14 protein-coding genes are annotated in these 16,041 nt (G+C 59.1%); 7 read left to right on the forward strand and 7 right to left on the reverse strand.

Going from position 1 to position 16,041, the window contains the following annotated elements; all coding sequences use genetic code 11:
- Positions 1-11 precede the first annotated feature (11 nt).
- Entirely contained in the window at positions 12-1,466 is a 1,455-nt protein-coding gene (locus HFP51_RS07890) for a PH domain-containing protein (RefSeq protein ID WP_176875215.1), read from the reverse strand.
- Positions 1,463-1,972 carry a PH domain-containing protein gene (locus tag HFP51_RS07895; RefSeq protein WP_176875216.1) on the reverse strand — a complete coding sequence of 170 codons (510 nt, stop codon included), beginning with the start codon at positions 1,970-1,972 and terminating at the stop codon, positions 1,463-1,465. Before HFP51_RS07895 ends, HFP51_RS07890 begins: the two co-directional genes overlap by 4 nt.
- Positions 1,973-2,136: 164 nt before the next feature.
- Between HFP51_RS07895 and HFP51_RS07900 the strand changes: the two genes are divergently transcribed.
- The gene (locus HFP51_RS07900; protein WP_176875217.1) at positions 2,137-3,204 is read left to right on the forward strand and encodes a glycerophosphodiester phosphodiesterase; all 1,068 of its coding nucleotides are present in this window, start codon (positions 2,137-2,139) and stop codon (positions 3,202-3,204) included.
- Here HFP51_RS07900 and HFP51_RS07905 read toward each other — a convergent pair whose 3' ends face one another.
- The 3 genes from HFP51_RS07905 to HFP51_RS07915 are packed head-to-tail and all read right to left on the reverse strand — an operon-like array spanning position 3,205 to position 8,066.
- A complete protein-coding gene (locus HFP51_RS07905; RefSeq protein WP_176875218.1) occupies positions 3,205-6,645 on the reverse strand; it encodes a chromosome segregation SMC family protein in 3,441 nt (1,146 codons plus the stop codon). It lies immediately after the preceding gene.
- Between the two features lie 51 nt (positions 6,646-6,696).
- Positions 6,697-7,437, reverse strand: a complete 741-nt coding sequence (locus HFP51_RS07910; RefSeq protein WP_176875219.1) for a thioredoxin domain-containing protein — start codon at positions 7,435-7,437, stop codon at positions 6,697-6,699.
- A complete protein-coding gene (locus HFP51_RS07915) occupies positions 7,437-8,066 on the reverse strand; it encodes a DUF721 domain-containing protein (RefSeq protein WP_176875220.1) in 630 nt (209 codons plus the stop codon). The genes HFP51_RS07910 and HFP51_RS07915 overlap by 1 nt, the downstream gene beginning before the upstream one ends.
- Positions 8,067-8,143: 77 nt before the next feature.
- Between HFP51_RS07915 and mutY the strand changes: the two genes are divergently transcribed.
- From mutY to HFP51_RS07930, 3 genes are all read left to right on the forward strand, one after another.
- Entirely contained in the window at positions 8,144-9,190 is a 1,047-nt protein-coding gene (gene mutY / locus HFP51_RS07920; protein ID WP_176875221.1) for an A/G-specific adenine glycosylase, read from the forward strand.
- Entirely contained in the window at positions 9,187-10,068 is an 882-nt protein-coding gene (gene nudC, locus HFP51_RS07925) for an NAD(+) diphosphatase (RefSeq protein WP_176875222.1), read from the forward strand. Before mutY ends, nudC begins: the two co-directional genes overlap by 4 nt.
- 73 nt (positions 10,069-10,141) lie before the next feature.
- Positions 10,142-10,792, forward strand: a complete 651-nt coding sequence (locus HFP51_RS07930) for a cytochrome c family protein (RefSeq protein WP_176875223.1) — start codon at positions 10,142-10,144, stop codon at positions 10,790-10,792.
- On the opposite strand, the gene HFP51_RS07935 is transcribed toward HFP51_RS07930, so the two are convergent.
- Both HFP51_RS07935 and HFP51_RS07940 read right to left on the reverse strand, forming a co-directional pair.
- Complete coding sequence (locus tag HFP51_RS07935; protein ID WP_176875224.1) at positions 10,789-11,688, reverse strand: TIGR00730 family Rossman fold protein; 900 nt, start codon at positions 11,686-11,688, stop codon at positions 10,789-10,791. The genes HFP51_RS07930 and HFP51_RS07935 overlap by 4 nt on opposite strands.
- 11 nt (positions 11,689-11,699) lie before the next feature.
- Entirely contained in the window at positions 11,700-12,350 is a 651-nt protein-coding gene (locus HFP51_RS07940; protein ID WP_176875225.1) for an extensin family protein, read from the reverse strand.
- A gap of 245 nt (positions 12,351-12,595) precedes the next feature.
- Between HFP51_RS07940 and HFP51_RS07945 the strand changes: the two genes are divergently transcribed.
- From HFP51_RS07945 to serA, 3 genes are all read left to right on the forward strand, one after another.
- Positions 12,596-13,036, forward strand: coding sequence for a hypothetical protein (locus HFP51_RS07945; RefSeq protein WP_176875226.1), 441 nt, complete (start codon positions 12,596-12,598; stop codon positions 13,034-13,036).
- Between the two features lie 131 nt (positions 13,037-13,167).
- The gene (locus HFP51_RS07950) at positions 13,168-14,331 is read left to right on the forward strand and encodes a phosphoserine transaminase (protein WP_176875227.1); all 1,164 of its coding nucleotides are present in this window, start codon (positions 13,168-13,170) and stop codon (positions 14,329-14,331) included.
- Positions 14,332-14,438: 107 nt separating this feature from the next.
- Positions 14,439-16,016: a phosphoglycerate dehydrogenase gene (gene serA / locus HFP51_RS07955; protein ID WP_176875228.1), complete on the forward strand. Its 1,578-nt coding sequence runs from the start codon at positions 14,439-14,441 to the stop codon at positions 16,014-16,016.
- Positions 16,017-16,041 lie beyond the last annotated feature (25 nt).

The raw sequence follows: 16,041 nt of genomic DNA on the forward strand, positions 1-16,041 counted from the left end.
AACCGGCGCTATCAGTGGCGGATAATACTCGTCCCAAGCAATGCGCGCGCTATTCCCGCATCCAGATCTGCTATCCGTAGGGGTGTGGCTAGAGATGCGCCTGCCGTGCCGATCGCAAGGGTCGAGCTACCGAGGAGACGTTGAACAAGATTCTGGCGCAGCGTTCCCGACTGCACCTTGATAAGCGGCAAGATCGTCACCCGTGGCCGCCAGAAACCCCGCCGCACGAACAGGAGACCATCGGCTATGCAATAGCCATGGGCGCGATATTGCAGCACCGGGACGATCGCCAAGGGGATCGCAAAGAAGAGCAGCAGATAGGCCGACGACCAGAAAATCCCGGCAATCGCGGTGATGATGGCAAGCGCTATCCCGTCTTCGATCCAGCTCCGCCAAATCAGCCGGGTAGACACGCGCTCGAACGCCTCGACTGGTGGCGGTGCAGGCATGCTGAGTTCGCCGAGAATTGGATCAATATCATCTTGCTGCGCCAGTGGCGCTACAACATGATGCGTACCAGCGGCGCCATCGCTGCCGAGGCTTTGGACCGCGAGTGCGCGCCACCCGAACAGGCGCTTGACGATCCCGGTGGTGATGATACCCGCCTGTACCCGTTTCAACGGGATCACAACGTCGGTGCGCGTGAAGAGCCCGCGTTCGCGGCGCAGCCCGGTTTCCGTGCGGCTGAGGCGAAAGCCAAACTCGCGCGCGATCGTACGCGCTAATCCGGTGATAACACCAACGGCCAGCAATAGCATTGCAATCGTCAGGATCGAATAGGCCGACACGAGGCTTGTGGCCCGCTTTCCATAGCTATCAACAACCCTGTCGGCGTCGAAATATTCGCTCGGCAGATATCCGCCAAAATATTGGGTAGACCCGGCGATAACCGCCAGAAACACCAGTGAAAAATTGAATAGGCCGGCGATCAAGAGCTGCCCCAATCCCATCGTAAATATCGGCGGGGCTGCGACTTCCTCTTGCTCGGCTTCGCCATCCGCTAGGGCCGTCCTAATGCCAGATCGATAGGCACGGATTGTATCGCGCAACCGATCTGCTTCGGCGCGGCTGATACAGTTGAGCTCGCCCTCGTCTCCCCCGCCTCCACCGGTTTCAATTCGGGCGATCGATACACCAAAGATCCGCGCCAACAATTTCTGTTCGAGGCTCACATCCTGGATGCGATCAAAGGGAATAGTGCGACGGTTGCGATTGAGCACGCCGCTTTGAATCACCAACTGCTCTTCACCGACCCAATAGGTAAAGCGGCGCCAATAGACATAGGCGAACAGCATCGATGCGAGCAGGCCGATCAGCGCGATGATAGCGGCCACGAAGATACTCGTGTCGCCAATGAAATAGGCCGCCGCCGGCAGGCCGAACACCAGCTGCGGCAATTGCTCCAGCGCCTTGATCGCCAATGTGGCGGGATGCAGATGGGACCAGTTTTCTGGCGCCTCGCTCATGCAAGATCCTCGCTGATATAGCTGCGGATCTCATCGCGCATGCGATTGGCCTCATCGATCGCCAGTCCTGGCAAATCGACCGTGCTGTTATAGCTGCCCGCTGTGTGAAGGGTGAGTGTTGAGACACCGAACGGACGCTCAATCGGCCCGCGGGATACATCGATATGCTGAACCCGGTCATAGGGAACGATTGTATCGCGGCGTACGATCAGCCCCGAGGCGATCCGGATCCCGCGCTCGCCCTCATAATAGCCCCAGCGGCGATAGCGCCGTCCCGGCAGCACCAGGACCAGGAACAGATAGAGCAATATTCCAAGTCCGGTTCCGATCCCGGCGGCCCATTCGAGTTCGCGGCTCAGGAAAAAATCGCCAACCACCAGCAGCGCCAAGGGAATTAGCCCCAGCAGTGCCGCGCGAATTCGCAACACGGATTTCTGGCGGGGATCGAGCGGAAGCAAGTCAGCCTCCACCGGATTAATCTCGGTTTCCTCGGCATTTTCAGTCATAAACGTCCCTCGCCTCCGGCAATCTGTAGCTCTCCAGTTAGTCATTCGCGGGAACTGAAACAATCGCCGGGCATTTTTCTCACGATATCAGATCACGAAAACCAGCTGACACCATTGCCACACAGCCGAATTCGCGACATTGAGAGGCCAGGAGTAGCACTGCGATGCGATATGGTTTTCTATCCCTGCTGATCTGCCTGCTCCCCGCCTGTGCAACAATGGCTCCACCGCCCATGACAGATAGCCCGACAGCCCTGATCATCGCGCATCGCGGCGCATCCTCAGAAGTGCCTGAGCACACTCTGGAAGCCTATCAGCGCGCAATCGATCAAGGGGCCGACTATATCGAGCCCGATCTCGTGATGACGCAGGATGGCGTGCTCGTCGCGCGGCATGAGAATGAGATATCCGGCACCACCAATGTTGCCGACCATCCCGAGTTTGCTGACCGGCGCACGACCAAAACGATCCGGGGTCGCCAGGTAAACGGCTGGTTCACAGAGGATTTCACGCTCGCTGAGCTGCGCACCTTGCGGGCACGCGAGCGTATTCCCCAGCTCCGCCCGGCAAGCGCCGAACAGGATGGCCAATATGCAATCCCGACCCTGGCGGAAGTCATTGCCTTGGTGCAGCGACAGGATCGCAGCGTCGGCCTGATGCCCGAGATAAAATTTCCATCCTATTTCACATCAATCGGCCTTGGCATGGAAGAGCCGCTTGCCCGCCAGCTTGGCGAAGCCGGCTATAACAACGCCACGGATCCGGTGATGATCCAGTCATTTGAAATCGCGCCCCTGGCCGCATTGGATGTGCTGACGAACCTGCGTTTGGTGCAATTGATCGGTCCGCGCGGTGCGCCTGCCGATGCGCCGGACACCAGCTATGCGCATATGGCGTCGGCCGAAGGATTACAGACGATAGCGACCTATGCCGATGCCGTGGCCCCGCACAAATCGCTGATCATGGATCGGAACGGCGCAGGCGAATTGGAAGCGCCGAGCACATTGGTTAGCGATGCACAAGCGGCCGGATTGCTGGTGATCGCCTATACATTCCGTCCGGAAAACTATTTCCTGCCGGCCAATTTGCGGACCCAGCGGTCGGGTAACGAGCGTAGCCATGGCGATATGGCAGCGGAAGTCGCCGCTTTTCTCGCAGCTGGTATCGATGGATTGTTTACAGACTTTGTCCCGCCGGCCATTGCCGCGCGCGATGGGCAAGCGTCGGAATAGCTATTCCGCTGCGAGCAGCGTTTCGGCGCCACCAAGATCGACAGATACCAAACGGCTGACGCCGCGTTCCACCATCGTCACGCCGTAGAGACGATGCATGCGGGACATGGTCACGGCGTTATGCGTGACGATCAGGTAGCGGGTGTCGGTTTCTGCAGCCATCTGGTCGAGCAGTTCGCAAAAGCGTTCGATATTCGCATCGTCGAGCGGGGCATCGACCTCGTCGAGCACACAGATCGGTGCCGGATTAGTGAGGAACAGGGCAAAAATCAGCGCAATCGCGGTGAGCGCCTGCTCACCGCCCGATAGCAGCGTCAATGTGGCAAGTTTCTTGCCCGGCGGCTGGGCCATGATTTCCAGGCCCGCTTCGAGGGGGTCATCGGAATCAATCAGCGCAAGATGCGCCTGTCCGCCCTGGAACAGCGTGCCGAACAGTCGGCGGAAATGCTTGTCGACCTCTTCGAACGCCGCCAGCAAGCGCGCGCGACCTTCGCGATTGAGATTGCCGATAGAACCGCGCAGCCGGTTGATCGCCTGACCCAGCTCTTCGCGCTCGGCAAGCGATGTATCGCGTTCGGTCTCAAGCTCTTCCAGCTCGCTTTCGGCGACCAGATTGACCGGCCCGATCCGCTCGCGATCGGTCTTCATCTTGTCCAGCGCCGCTGACTCTTCCTCAGCGCCAGCGACCTGATCCGCATCGAATTCGAATTTTTCGGCCAGTCCGCCGGGTGCAGACTGGAACCGTTCGCTCGCCACGCGCTCAAACTCACGGCGGCGGCTTTCGGCATTCTCAAAGCGTGCCTGGCCACCGGCGCGATGTTCGCGTGCGGCTGACAGGGCTTCCACGGCTTCAGCGGCGAGGCCTTCGGTCTCGGCAACCCGTTCTTCGCCGGTGCGTTCTTCTGCACGCGCAGTTTCGGCCTTTTGCTCGGCTTCCACCGCCTTGGTCTGCAGTCCGGCGATCTTCGCTTCAATCTCCGTCGGTGCATCGACCAAGGCCTTGGCTTCAGCCTCGGCTTCGGCTTCGCGCTTGGCCATTTCCTGGACCCGGCGTGCAGCCTCGCCCGCCCGGCTCTTCCAGCTGTCGGCCTCTGCCTTGGCCGCTTCCAGCCGCGCCTTGTCGGCATCGATGGCCTGGCCGATTGTGGCCGCCTCTGCCCGCGCTTCGGCAAGAATGATCCGAGCCGCTTCGCTCGCGCTTTTCAGCCGTTCGACAGAGGCATCCATGTCTCCGCCATCTGGCAGATCGGAAAGGCTTTTCTCGGTGTTTTTGAGGTTCGTTTTGGCATCGTCGAGCTCCGCAGCGGTGCGATCGCGGCGTTCGATAAGCCCAGCCTGTTGATCGCCGAGCCGCTCGATCGCAGCGCGCGCCGAATCTTCCTCGCGGATCGCCGCGCGCGCATCATCTTCTGCCGTACCCAAAGCTGCGCGACCGTCCTCAAGCGTTGTGCGCGCTTCGGTTAGGCTCGCAATTGCGGTTGTCGCCCGAGCCGCAGCCTCTTCCAACGTCGTACGCGCTTCCGGGAGTTCCGCTTGAATGGCTTCGAGCCGATTGACGCGCACCAGGCGGTCGGCTGCGGCGGCGCCTTCATCCCGTGCGACATAGCCATCCCACCGCCGTAGCCCACCATCTGTGGTCACGATGCGCTGGCCAACCGCAAGCTCGATCGAGCCGTTATCGGTTTCAAGAACACCAATCTGCGCGAGCCGACGTATCAGCTGCGACGGCGCGTTTACATGATCGGCAAGACGCTCAACTCCGACGGGCAGTGCAGGATCGCTGCCATGGCTTTCAGATCCTGACCAGCGCCGACTGCTCGCCTCGCCAAGTCCTGCTTCGAGGTCATCGCCGAGGGCTGCGGCCAGTGCCCTCTCATATCCCTTGTCCGCACGCACATAGCCGAGCGCCTTATCCTCGATCGCGTCGTCCATATCGGTCGCGAGTGCACGCGCTTCGGATTCCAGCGCCGACAGAGCGGCGCGGGCGGCGGCGGTATCGCTTTCGGCGGCGTCGCGCGCATCGGCAGCCTTTTGCCGCTGCTCGTCGGCCGACGCGATAGCGTTTTGCAGTTCGGCAACCCGAGCCTCGGTGCGTTTGCGCGCTTTCTCTGCCGCGGCGAGCGCCTTTTCGAGCGGCTTGATATCGCCCAACTCAGCCAGTTCAGTCGCGACCCGCTCTGCTTCGCCTTCAGCCCGGTCGAGCCGCTCGCGTGCACTTTCCGCATTGGCTTCAGCAACCCGGACATCCGCTTGTTGCGATGCCTGAGCCGCGAGTGCGCGGGCCATGGCCAGTTCGGCTTCGCGCGAAACGGTTTCCGCTTCCTGAAGTTTGGATTCGCTCTCTGCCAGCCGCTCATCAGTGCCTTCCAACCGCGCGGCGATGCTTTTCTCTTCGGCCTCAAGCCGTTCAAGTGCGGCAGCGGCATCCTGTGACAGCGCATCTTCGCGCCCACGATCATGTTTCAGATTCTCGCGCTGATTGGCGAGTTCATCGATCCGCCGCTCCAGCGCGCTGCGTTCGTTCTTGAGAGCGGCCAGCTCATGCCCCAGTGCCGCAGCAGTTTCGCGTGCTTCCTGGGCCGCGTTGCGCTGTTCCGCCAGCGCGCGCGCGGCTTCGGCTTGATGCACCGCTGCAGCGCGTTGTTTTTCGGCCGCTTCGCCAACCCGGGCTTCGGCTTGTTCGGCCTCGGCCTTGGCGGCTTCGGCAGCCGCCGCCGCATCGCGCCAGCGGGCAAATACGAGCCGCGCTTCGCCAAGCTCTATCTTCTCGCTGAGTTTGCGATAGCGCCGTGCAGCACTCGCCTGCCTTTTCAGTGCACGAATGCGCGTTTCCATATCGGCAAGCAGATCATCGAGCCGAGAGAGGTTGGTTTCAGTCGCACGCAGCTTCTGCTCGGCATCCTTGCGGCGAACATGGAGACCAGCGATCCCCGCCGCCTCTTCCAGCATCTGGCGACGTTCAGCCGGTTTGGCCGATACGACAGCACCAATCTTGCCCTGGCTCACCAGTGCCGGTGAATGGGCGCCGGTCGCCGCATCGGCGAACAGCAGTGCTACATCCTTGGCCCGCACATCGCGGCCATTGACGCGATAGGCAGAGCCCGCACCGCGCTCGATCCGCCGGACAACTTCAACCTCGCTCTCAAGCGCAATCGTATCATTGTCGGGCCGATCGCCTTCGTCACGTTCGGCAAGAATCGATACTTCGGCAAATTGACGCTCAGGCCGGGCATCGGTGCCGGCGAAGATCACATCTTCCATACCGCCACCGCGCATCGACTTGGGCGAGCTCTCACCCATCGTCCAGCGCAGCGCTTCCAGCAGATTGGATTTGCCACAGCCATTGGGGCCGACAACGCCGGTTAGCCCAGGTTCAATCCTGAGCTCCGTCGGATCGACAAAGCTTTTAAAGCCCGCAAGTTTGAGGCGCTTTATCCGCATCGGCTATGCCGTTGGACCATGAGCGTGCAATCTGCCCCCGATATCCTCAATCTATTCCACCATCTCCTGGAGCCGGGCATCAAGCTGCGCCCAGCCATTCAAACCTTGGACAAGTTCATTATTGATCAGGAATGACGGCGTGCCGGAAATGTTATGCTGGTTGAGGGCACGATTGCGCATCTCTTCCAGTTCCTGGATCGCTGCCGTGTCTGTCAGGCATTGACGAGCGCGTTGCCCCGAAATCCCCATGCCACCGACCAAATCGATGAGGCCAGATGCTTGCGCAAATCCGACAAATGCCTGGCCGCTCTGGACGGCTTCCTGCGTCGACAGTGCCTGAAGTTGCGCCTGATCGGCACTCTGGATCGTCTCGAACATATTCGTCTGATTGGCGAACAAGCGCTCATTCAGCGGGAAGAACGGTTCTTCCCCGTTGCAGCGTGCGAGCAGGGCCGCGCTGAGATCCAGCGGATCGCGCACAAAGTTACGAATCTCGAAACTGACTGTTCCTTGCGAAATATAGTTTTCGACCATCGGCTCATAGCTTTGTGCGGCAAAGGCTGCGCAAGCCGGGCAGGTCAGCGATGCATATTCAACGATCGCGATCGGTGCATCCGGATTACCCATCCGGAACCCGCCTTCTTCGGTCTTCGAGACAACCGCGACCCAATCTTGTGAGGTATCGGCCTCGACGGGGCCGGTTGCCGCGCCGCCGTTGGCAGATGTTTCGCCGCCGCATGCCGCCAGGGTTGCCGCAAGGGCGATGGCAGAAACTTTCCAAAGGTTAGACATTACTCATTCACTCCATTTGATGCGTCGCGGCCAATATCGCCGAGACGCTTAACCTGCAATTGCCGGGGCGGCGCATTATCGTCGACCAAAGGCGCGCCCTCGGTTGCGACCACCGAAGCAGCCAGGCCTTCCAGACAGGCCCGTAACTCGGGATCGGCGACCTCGCGCAGCGAATCTCCCAGTTCCTCAGGGATTGGCCGTAAAGACGGAGGCGCCGGACGCCGCGCCTGAGGCTTGGCGGCCTTGCCCTGCTGTATCGATATCCGGGCTACCGCCGGATAACCGAAGAAACGATTAACCCGCTCAATGATCGCTGGCTCGATATGCTGCATCATTGTGGCATGTGCGCCGGAAACGTTCAGCCGCAACACACCGTCAGACCGCTGGCCAAACGGGAAGCGAATCGAATCCGGTGTCGACACCTCGGCATAGCGCTCGCCGACAATTTCCGGCCAGCGTGTAACGATCGCACTCTGCACGAATCCGAACCGGCGAAACGACGCTTTTCCGATATTCGGCACCATATCGCCCAGCGCACGGGTGCGGCGGCTGCGCCGATCCGTCTTATCCCGGGTTCGGGAGGTGCCAGTCCCTGTAATATTGCGGGTTTTCGCCATCCGCTTGCTCATGCCATAGGGTCCCAATGGCTGCCATAAAAACTTTCAGTGCGATGTGGATAATAGATGCGTCGAGAAATCCCGCACAAATGCCCGATTTAGCGATCAGCACCGCCCTTTTGGGCTGGTATGACGATAAGGCTCGGTCGCTCCCCTGGCGGGCTGAGCCGGGGGCGCCAGCGCCCGATCCGTATCGCGTATGGCTGTCCGAAGTCATGCTGCAGCAAACGACTGTTGCGGCGGTGAAGCCCTATTTCGAGATGTTCACCAAGAAGTGGCCGACGGTGGAAGCGCTCGCAGCGGCTGATAGTGCCGATGTGATGGCTGCCTGGGCCGGCCTTGGCTATTATGCGCGGGCCCGAAACCTTCATGCGTGCGCGCAGACTATAGTTGCGGATCATGGCGGCCAGTTTCCGCAGACCGAAGCCGAGTTGCGGGAACTTCCGGGAATAGGTGCGTATATCGGCGCGGCTGTGGCAGCGATTGCCTTTGGCGAACCCGCTACCGTCGTTGATGCCAATGTCGAACGCGTAATTACGCGGCTCCATGCAATTGAATCAGCATTGCCAAAGGCGCGCGCGGAAATTCGATCGCACACCCAATCCTATACGCCTGCTGGTCGCCCGGGCGACTTCGCTCAGGCGATGATGGATCTCGGCGCTACCATTTGCACAACCCGTAATCCCGATTGCCCGGACTGTCCGCTGCGTCAGAATTGCGCAGCTGAGCGGACCGGCAATCCCGAGCGATTTCCCGTTAAACTGCCCAAAAAGGTGAAGCCAGTGCGGCACGGCACCGCCTTTTGGCTCGAACGGAATGGCGCCGTGCTGCTCGTCCGTCGGCCGGACTCAGGCATGCTGGGCGGGATGCGCGCGCTGCCGAGCGGAGAGTGGGTGGATACGGCCCCCGGATTTGCCGAGGCGCCCGCTAACGTCAAGTGGGCCGCCTTCGGCACTGTGAGCCATGTCTTTACCCATTTCGCTCTTGAACTGGATGTGGTGGGCGGACACGCCTTGACGGATGGTGACGCAGAAGGCGAATGGTGGCCAATTGAGACGATCGAAGAGGCCGGCCTGCCGACCTTGTTTGCCAAGGCGGCAACGCTGGCGATCGCGCAGAGGGAGAATGTTGAGTGAATACGCCGTTTAATCCGGGACTGACCGGATCTCGCCTCGACCGCGCCGACCAGATCCGCATCAAGGAGGACAAGCTCGCCGAGGTACGCGGCAGTCTCAGGGCGCGGCTGCTGAAGCTCAACGATCTCGATCCAGAGATAGGACCAGACAATATGCTCGTCTGGGGATCGATGATCGACCGACCGGATGATTCAGAATTGCTTTTTCTGGGCATGGAGGGCGATACACCCTATTTTGCTCCGCTTATCGAAAATGCGCCGCCCACTGGACAGGCAGCCTATGCGGTGTGGCGCTATCTCGACATTATGCCGCCCGAAGAAGCCTCGACCTATGCGGCCGCTCGCTCGCTGATCGAATGGCATCGCGGGCATCTCTTCTGCAGCCGATGCGGCAATCGATCACAGGTTTCCAAGGGCGGTTGGGGCCGCACATGCCAAAGCTGCGGTGCCGAACATTTCCCGCGCGTCGACCCGGTCGTGATCATGCTCGCGACCTTTGAAGGCAAGGCGCTGGTGGGTCGACAACCCCGCTTCCCGCCAGATCGATACTCGGCACTGGCCGGTTTTGTCGAACCGGGCGAATCGCTCGAAGGCGCTGTAACGCGGGAGCTTTTCGAAGAGGCCGGTGTTCACGCGACATCGGTGCGCTATTTGTCCAGCCAGCCCTGGCCATTTCCCAACACATTGATGATGGCCTGTATCGCGCCGGTGGAGAGCGATGAGCTCACCCTCGACACCGAAGAATTGGAGGCAGCTAAATGGGTTACCAAGCAACAGGTGCTCGATGCCTTTGACGGCGCAGTGGATGCGCAATTCATCGCCCCGCCGCATTTCGCCATCGCGCATACTTTGCTGCGCGCATGGGCCGAAGACAAGTGATTGACGGCTTGCGATAATGGCCGCCTCTCTCTAAAGCCCTGCCCAAGCAATCCGGACAGCGGGAATCAGATTCATGAGTCAGTTTAACACCATCGCAGGCTGGTCTTTGGCAGCAGGCATCGTTGCGCTCGGTACGTCGATCGTCACGACCGAGATGTTTCATGGCGAACGTCCCGAAACGATGGGCTATGTTGTTGAAGGCGTCGCCGAAGAAGGTGGCGACGAAGAACCCGAGATGACAATGGCCATGGCCTTCCCGTCGGTAACCGTCGAACAGGGCGAAGCGGTGTTCCGTCGCTGCGCCAGTTGCCACACGATCAATCAGGGCGGCGCCGATGGAATTGGACCGAACCTGTGGGGAAAGATCGGTGCAGATATCGCATCCGTCCCGGGTTTCAATTATTCCGGCGCGCTGTCTTCAATCGAAGGCACATGGAATTTTGACAATATGTCAGACTGGATCGCGCGTCCGGCCGCATTTGCGCAGGGAACGACGATGAGCTTTGCCGGTCTGTCCGACCCGCTCGATCGCGCCGCGCTGATTCTTTACATGAACGCCAATGGCTCCGACATGCCATTGCCCGAACCGCCGGCTCCGGAAGAAGAAGCCGCTGAAGATACTGAGGTTGAAGACGCCGAAACCGAAGCCGAAGAGGCTGCAGACCCGGAAGCGGAAGCCGATATCGAGGGTGGTGAAGAAGCAGCGGCAGAAACCGACAGCTAGTCGAGGCTCAACACCGTTGGTTCTGATTTCCAGCCAATCGGCTCAACATAGAAATCATTGATCATTTCCCAGGCTTCGTCGGCGGTGTCGACAAAGCGGAAGATGTTCAGATTTTCAGGTGAGATTGTACCTTCTTCGGCCAATGCCTCGAAATCGATAACCCGCGTCCAGAAATCCTCGCCGAAAAGCAGGATCGGAACGGCCTTCATCTTGCCCGTCTGAACCAGGGTCAACAGTTCGAACATTTCGTCGAACGTGCCAAACCCGCCCGGGAAGCAGGCGACAGCGCGCGCACGGATCAGGAAGTGCATCTTGCGCAGCGCGAAATAGTGGAACTGGAAGCTGAGCGACGGCGTCACATATTCATTGGGCGCCTGTTCGTGCGGTAGCACGATGTTAAGCCCGATCGATTCCGCACCGACATCGGTCGCGCCACGGTTCGCCGCCTCCATCATCGAAGGGCCGCCACCCGAACAGACGACAAACTGCCGCTTGCCGTCCTCGTCGCAATCGCATTTGCTGGCGAGTTGGCCCAGTTTGCGGGCCTCGTCATAATATTTGGACTTGGCCACCATGCGTTCAGCAATCCGCTTTTGCAGACCATCTTCGGCCTGTTCGAGCATTTCCGCCGCCTTGGATGGCTCTGGGATACGGGCTGATCCATAGACCACCAGCGTCGAGCCGATATTGGCTTCGTCGAGCAACAGTTCGGGCTTTAATAGCTCCAGCTGAAAGCGGATCGGCCTCAGATCTTCGCGCAACAGGAATTCGGTGTCCTGGAACGCCAGGCGATAGGCCGGATCCTCGGTCTGCGGGGTTGAAACACTCTCGCGCGCATAGGCAGCGTCTTCGCCAGAGGTATAGAAAATGTGATCGGGTATGGTTGGGTCATTCATAGACCCTAGTCTTAACGACAATATGGCCCGCGGCTACCCATATCGAAATGAAAATGATTGCGATGATCGGCATTGGCATCAGGGCCGAGTACGATTTCAAATCGTTCGCAGGCGCCGCGATGCAGGTCGCGCAAAAAGGCCCTTTCCCGACGATCGCTGTTATTCCAACCCTCTAACACCGTAATCCGATGCCCATCGGCAAGTGTGAAACCCGAAATGTCGATCGCATTGGCCTTGCCATGCTCAGACAATCGTCCGGTTCCAGCGATGTTTCGGCACCCATAGGTTCCAAATGTCTCAACAAGGGTCACGGCCTGGCCAAAATGCCGTTCGGCGGCCGGTTGCAATACTTCGCGAGTCCATCGCGCATAGCGATCCGCCAGCGGGCAGGTCATCGCGCCCAAATTGCGCGTCGGCGTGCCGACCTGGAGCAGCTGCAAGGAGCCAACGGCACGGCAACCGTTTGAAAAATTGCGATCGGGAAGCCGGCGATACTGCACATTCTGGCGGGTCAGGCCTGCCAGGCATTGGCGCGTATTGGCACTCGGCGGCGCCAGCCGCTCGGAGCTTTGCGTTGAGCGCGGGCCATCGGTGCGCCCATCGATCATCCCACAGGCCGAGACCAGCATGACAAGCGGCAATAAGAGCAGTTTCCGGTGCATGGGAAAAGAGTATCGAACCATAGTTAGCAGAAGGTTAACCGCCGGACCGGCGTAACGGTTCATATGCCGCAGATGCGGCCATCCGACTCACCATCGCGACGAAAAGAAAAGTTTGATGTGGAATTGAAACCGCTTCTGGCTCGTCCAATATTGGTACATCCCGTTCATTTTATTGTGCAACTTAGCAAAGTGAGCTGGTATAACGGCAGGTCTCTCTGGGGGGAAACACTCACTGGGAGGCTAGAATGACCATTGAATATACGGATCCCGCGGCGACGAACGCAAACAGCGGAGAAAAGCCGGGTAAAGCGGCAATCCGTGTTTTTTCTGACGCGGGAACTGACGAGGAAGCGATCATCGAAACGGCCGTCGAAGCGACCGATGATGACGCGCTCGATAACTCTCACCCGGCAAACCCTGACGCACCGCAACCGACCGCGCGATTGACCGAAATTGAACGCAAACTCAGCACGACCGTGTCGAAACTCTCTGCCCGGCTGAACAAGGCCTATGGCGTCAATGAACGGCTGTTCGGCCAACCGTCGACCGAATCTGAAAAAGAACAGAGAATCAATGGTATAGGTCAAAAAGGTGTGCTCAATGCCATCGATAGACGGATGTATGAGCTAGAAAAGATACTACAATCTTTGGACGAAGAGCTCGACAAGATTGAATCTATCGCCTGATCGATCACATATCGCTGCGTCCGTGGTGGCGCTGCGTAATATCTCCGTTGACATGCTGCGCTGCAACACCCATTGCGGCGACGGGCCACGCTGCCCCAACGCAGCGCGTGCTCTCTGTGAGGAGAGAATATATGACTACAGAACCAACGGTCCGTCCGGGCCGCCCGTTTTTTTCATCCGGACCCACTTCCAAATTCCCTGGCTGGTCGCTCGACAAGTTGAGCACCGATTCGCTTGGCCGTTCGCATCGGTCAAAACTCGGCAAAGGCCGGTTGAAATATGCGATCGATCTCAGCCGTGAGATATTGGGCATTCCCGACGATTATCTGATCGGCATTGTTCCGGCATCCGATACGGGCGCTGTTGAACTTGCCATGTGGAACATGCTCGGCGCGCGTCCGGCAACCGTTGCCGCATGGGAAAGCTTCGGCAATGTGTGGATCCAGGATGCGGTGAAACAGCTCAAGCCTGACGGGCTTAGCGTGCTTGAAGCTGACTATGGTGAAATTCCCGATCTGCGTCAGATCGATCCGGGCGATGATATCGTCTTCACCTGGAACGGCACGACCTCGGGCGCCAAGATCCCCGATACTGACTGGATTTCGGACGAGCGCGAAGGCGTAACCATCAACGATGCCACGTCAGCGATCTTCGCTCAGGAGATGGACTGGCCGAAGCTCGATGCCACCACCTATAGCTGGCAAAAGGTTATGGGGTCGGAAGCCGCACATGGCATGCTGATCCTCAGCCCGCGCGCTATTGAGCGGATCGAAAGCTATGATCCGGAATGGCCGCTGCCAAAAATCTTCCGTGTCAAAAAGAATGGCAAGATCAACCGGGCCATTTTTGAAGGTGCGACGATCAACACGCCGTCCATGCTGGCCACGGAAGACTATATCGCCGCGCTCGAATGGGCGAAGTCGATTGGCGGATTGCCGGAATTGCAGGCCCGCGCGGATCGCAATGCGGCTGTCGTTGATCAGTGGATCGAAGCCACACCGTGGATGCGCAACATGGTGTCTGATCCGACCAAGCGGACCAATACCGGTGTCTGCATGGTGTTCCAGGGCGAATGGTATGATGGCTTGTCTGTCGAAGACCAGGCGGCCGTGCCAGCGAAGATCGTCGCGATGCTCGAAGAGCGTGGCATCGGCTATGATTTCAATGGCTATCGCGACGCCCCGCCATCCTTGCGGATCTGGTGCGGGTCGACAGTGGAAACCGATGACGTCGCTGCGCTGCTGCCCTGGATCGAATGGGCCTACGCCGAAGTCCAAGCCGAACATACTTCCTAATTCCGTCATTCCAGTGAAAGCTGGAGTCTCTGGCCATCTGAGTTTCGCTTAATGTCCCGAGATCCCAGCCCAAGCTGGGATGATGAAAACCATGAAAGGTTTTCGTCATGCCCAAAGTACTTATTTCCGATAAAATGGACCCCAAAGCCGCGGAAGTCTTCCGGTCTCGCGGACTGGAAGTCGATGAAAAGACCGGCCTATCCAAAGAAGAACTGGCCGAGATCATTGGCGAATATGATGGCCTTGCCGTGCGATCATCGACCAAGGTCACGCCCAAGATTCTTGAGGCGGCGACTAATCTCAAAGTGATTGGTCGCGCTGGCATCGGCGTCGACAATATCGATGTGCCTGCAGCATCGGCACGCGGTGTTGTTGTCATGAATACGCCGTTTGGCAACTCGATCACGACGGCCGAACACGCCATCGCCATGATGTTCGCACTTGCCCGGCAGCTGCCCCAGGCTGACGCGTCGACCCAGGCTGGCAAATGGGAAAAATCGAAATTCATGGGTGTCGAACTGACTCACAAGACGCTTGGCCTGATCGGCGCCGGTAATATCGGATCGATTGTCGCGGATCGCGCGCATGGGCTGAAAATGAAAGTCATCGCCTATGATCCGTTTCTGACAGAGGAACGCGCCGTTGAGCTCGGGATTGAAAAGGTCACGCTGGACGAGCTGCTCGAACGGGCAGACTTCATCACGCTGCACACGCCGCTGACGGATCAGACGCGCGGTATCCTGTCCCGCGAGGCAATTGCCAAAACCAAACAGGGCGTGCGCATCATCAACTGCGCGCGCGGTGGCTTGATCGACGAAGAGGCATTGAAAGACGCGCTTGAGAGCGGCCAAGTGGCCGGTGCGGCTCTCGATGTGTTTGCCGAAGAGCCGGCCAAGGAAAATGCCCTGTTCGGCACACCCGGCCTGATTTCAACGCCGCATCTCGGCGCATCGACCAGCGAAGCGCAGGTCAATGTCGCGATCCAGGTAGCCGAACAGATGTCGGATTTCCTGCTTGATGGCGGGGTAACGAACGCGCTCAACATGCCGTCGCTCTCCGCCGAAGAAGCGCCGAAGCTGAAACCCTATATGACGCTTGCTGAAAAGCTCGGCGCGCTCGTTGGTCAGCTCGCGCATGACGCGGTGAAAGGCATCTCGATCGAAGTAGAAGGGGCAGCCGCCGAGCTGAACCAGAAACCGATCACCGGTGCCGTGCTGGCCGGGTTCATGGGCGCCTATTCGGACACCGTGAACATGGTCAACGCACCCTATCTCGCCAAAGAGCGCGGGCTAGACGTCCGCGAAGTCCGCCATGATCGCGAAGGCGTCTATCATACACTGATCCGTGTCGCGGTGATGACCGATGAGGGCGAAAAATCGGTAGCGGGCACACTATTCGGTGAAAATGTGCCCCGGCTCGTCGAACTGTTTGGCGTGAAGATCGAGGCCGATCTTGCCGGACCGATGCTCTACGTCGTCAACCAGGATGCCCCCGGCTTTATCGGACGGATCGGGACGACACTGGGCAAGGCCGACGTGAATATCGGCAATTTCCACCTTGGCCGGCGTGAAGGCGGCGGTGACGCAATCTTGCTCTTGTCCGTTGATCAGCAGGTCGAAGAGCCGCTGATGTGGGATGTCTGCAATCTTGAAGGCGTAAAAACCGTCATGGGACTAAGCTTCTAGCGAATCGAATATGACGCTAAGGCAA

It is taken from the genome of Parasphingopyxis sp. CP4, from assembly GCF_013378055.1.
Lineage (GTDB): Bacteria > Pseudomonadota > Alphaproteobacteria > Sphingomonadales > Sphingomonadaceae > Parasphingopyxis.

Coding starts and splice junctions, on each gene's coding strand:
- HFP51_RS07890 (WP_176875215.1), bottom strand. CDS start 1,466: ATGAGCGAGGCGCCAGAAAACTGGTCCCATCTGCATCCCGCCACATTG.
- HFP51_RS07895 (WP_176875216.1), bottom strand. CDS start 1,972: ATGACTGAAAATGCCGAGGAAACCGAGATTAATCCGGTGGAGGCTGAC.
- HFP51_RS07900 (WP_176875217.1), top strand. CDS start 2,137: ATGCGATATGGTTTTCTATCCCTGCTGATCTGCCTGCTCCCCGCCTGT.
- HFP51_RS07905 (WP_176875218.1), bottom strand. CDS start 6,645: ATGCGGATAAAGCGCCTCAAACTTGCGGGCTTTAAAAGCTTTGTCGAT.
- HFP51_RS07910 (WP_176875219.1), bottom strand. CDS start 7,437: ATGTCTAACCTTTGGAAAGTTTCTGCCATCGCCCTTGCGGCAACCCTG.
- HFP51_RS07915 (WP_176875220.1), bottom strand. CDS start 8,066: ATGAGCAAGCGGATGGCGAAAACCCGCAATATTACAGGGACTGGCACC.
- mutY (WP_176875221.1), top strand. CDS start 8,144: ATGCCCGATTTAGCGATCAGCACCGCCCTTTTGGGCTGGTATGACGAT.
- HFP51_RS07930 (WP_176875223.1), top strand. CDS start 10,142: ATGAGTCAGTTTAACACCATCGCAGGCTGGTCTTTGGCAGCAGGCATC.
- HFP51_RS07935 (WP_176875224.1), bottom strand. CDS start 11,688: ATGAATGACCCAACCATACCCGATCACATTTTCTATACCTCTGGCGAA.
- HFP51_RS07940 (WP_176875225.1), bottom strand. CDS start 12,350: ATGCACCGGAAACTGCTCTTATTGCCGCTTGTCATGCTGGTCTCGGCC.
- HFP51_RS07945 (WP_176875226.1), top strand. CDS start 12,596: ATGACCATTGAATATACGGATCCCGCGGCGACGAACGCAAACAGCGGA.
- HFP51_RS07950 (WP_176875227.1), top strand. CDS start 13,168: ATGACTACAGAACCAACGGTCCGTCCGGGCCGCCCGTTTTTTTCATCC.
- serA (WP_176875228.1), top strand. CDS start 14,439: ATGCCCAAAGTACTTATTTCCGATAAAATGGACCCCAAAGCCGCGGAA.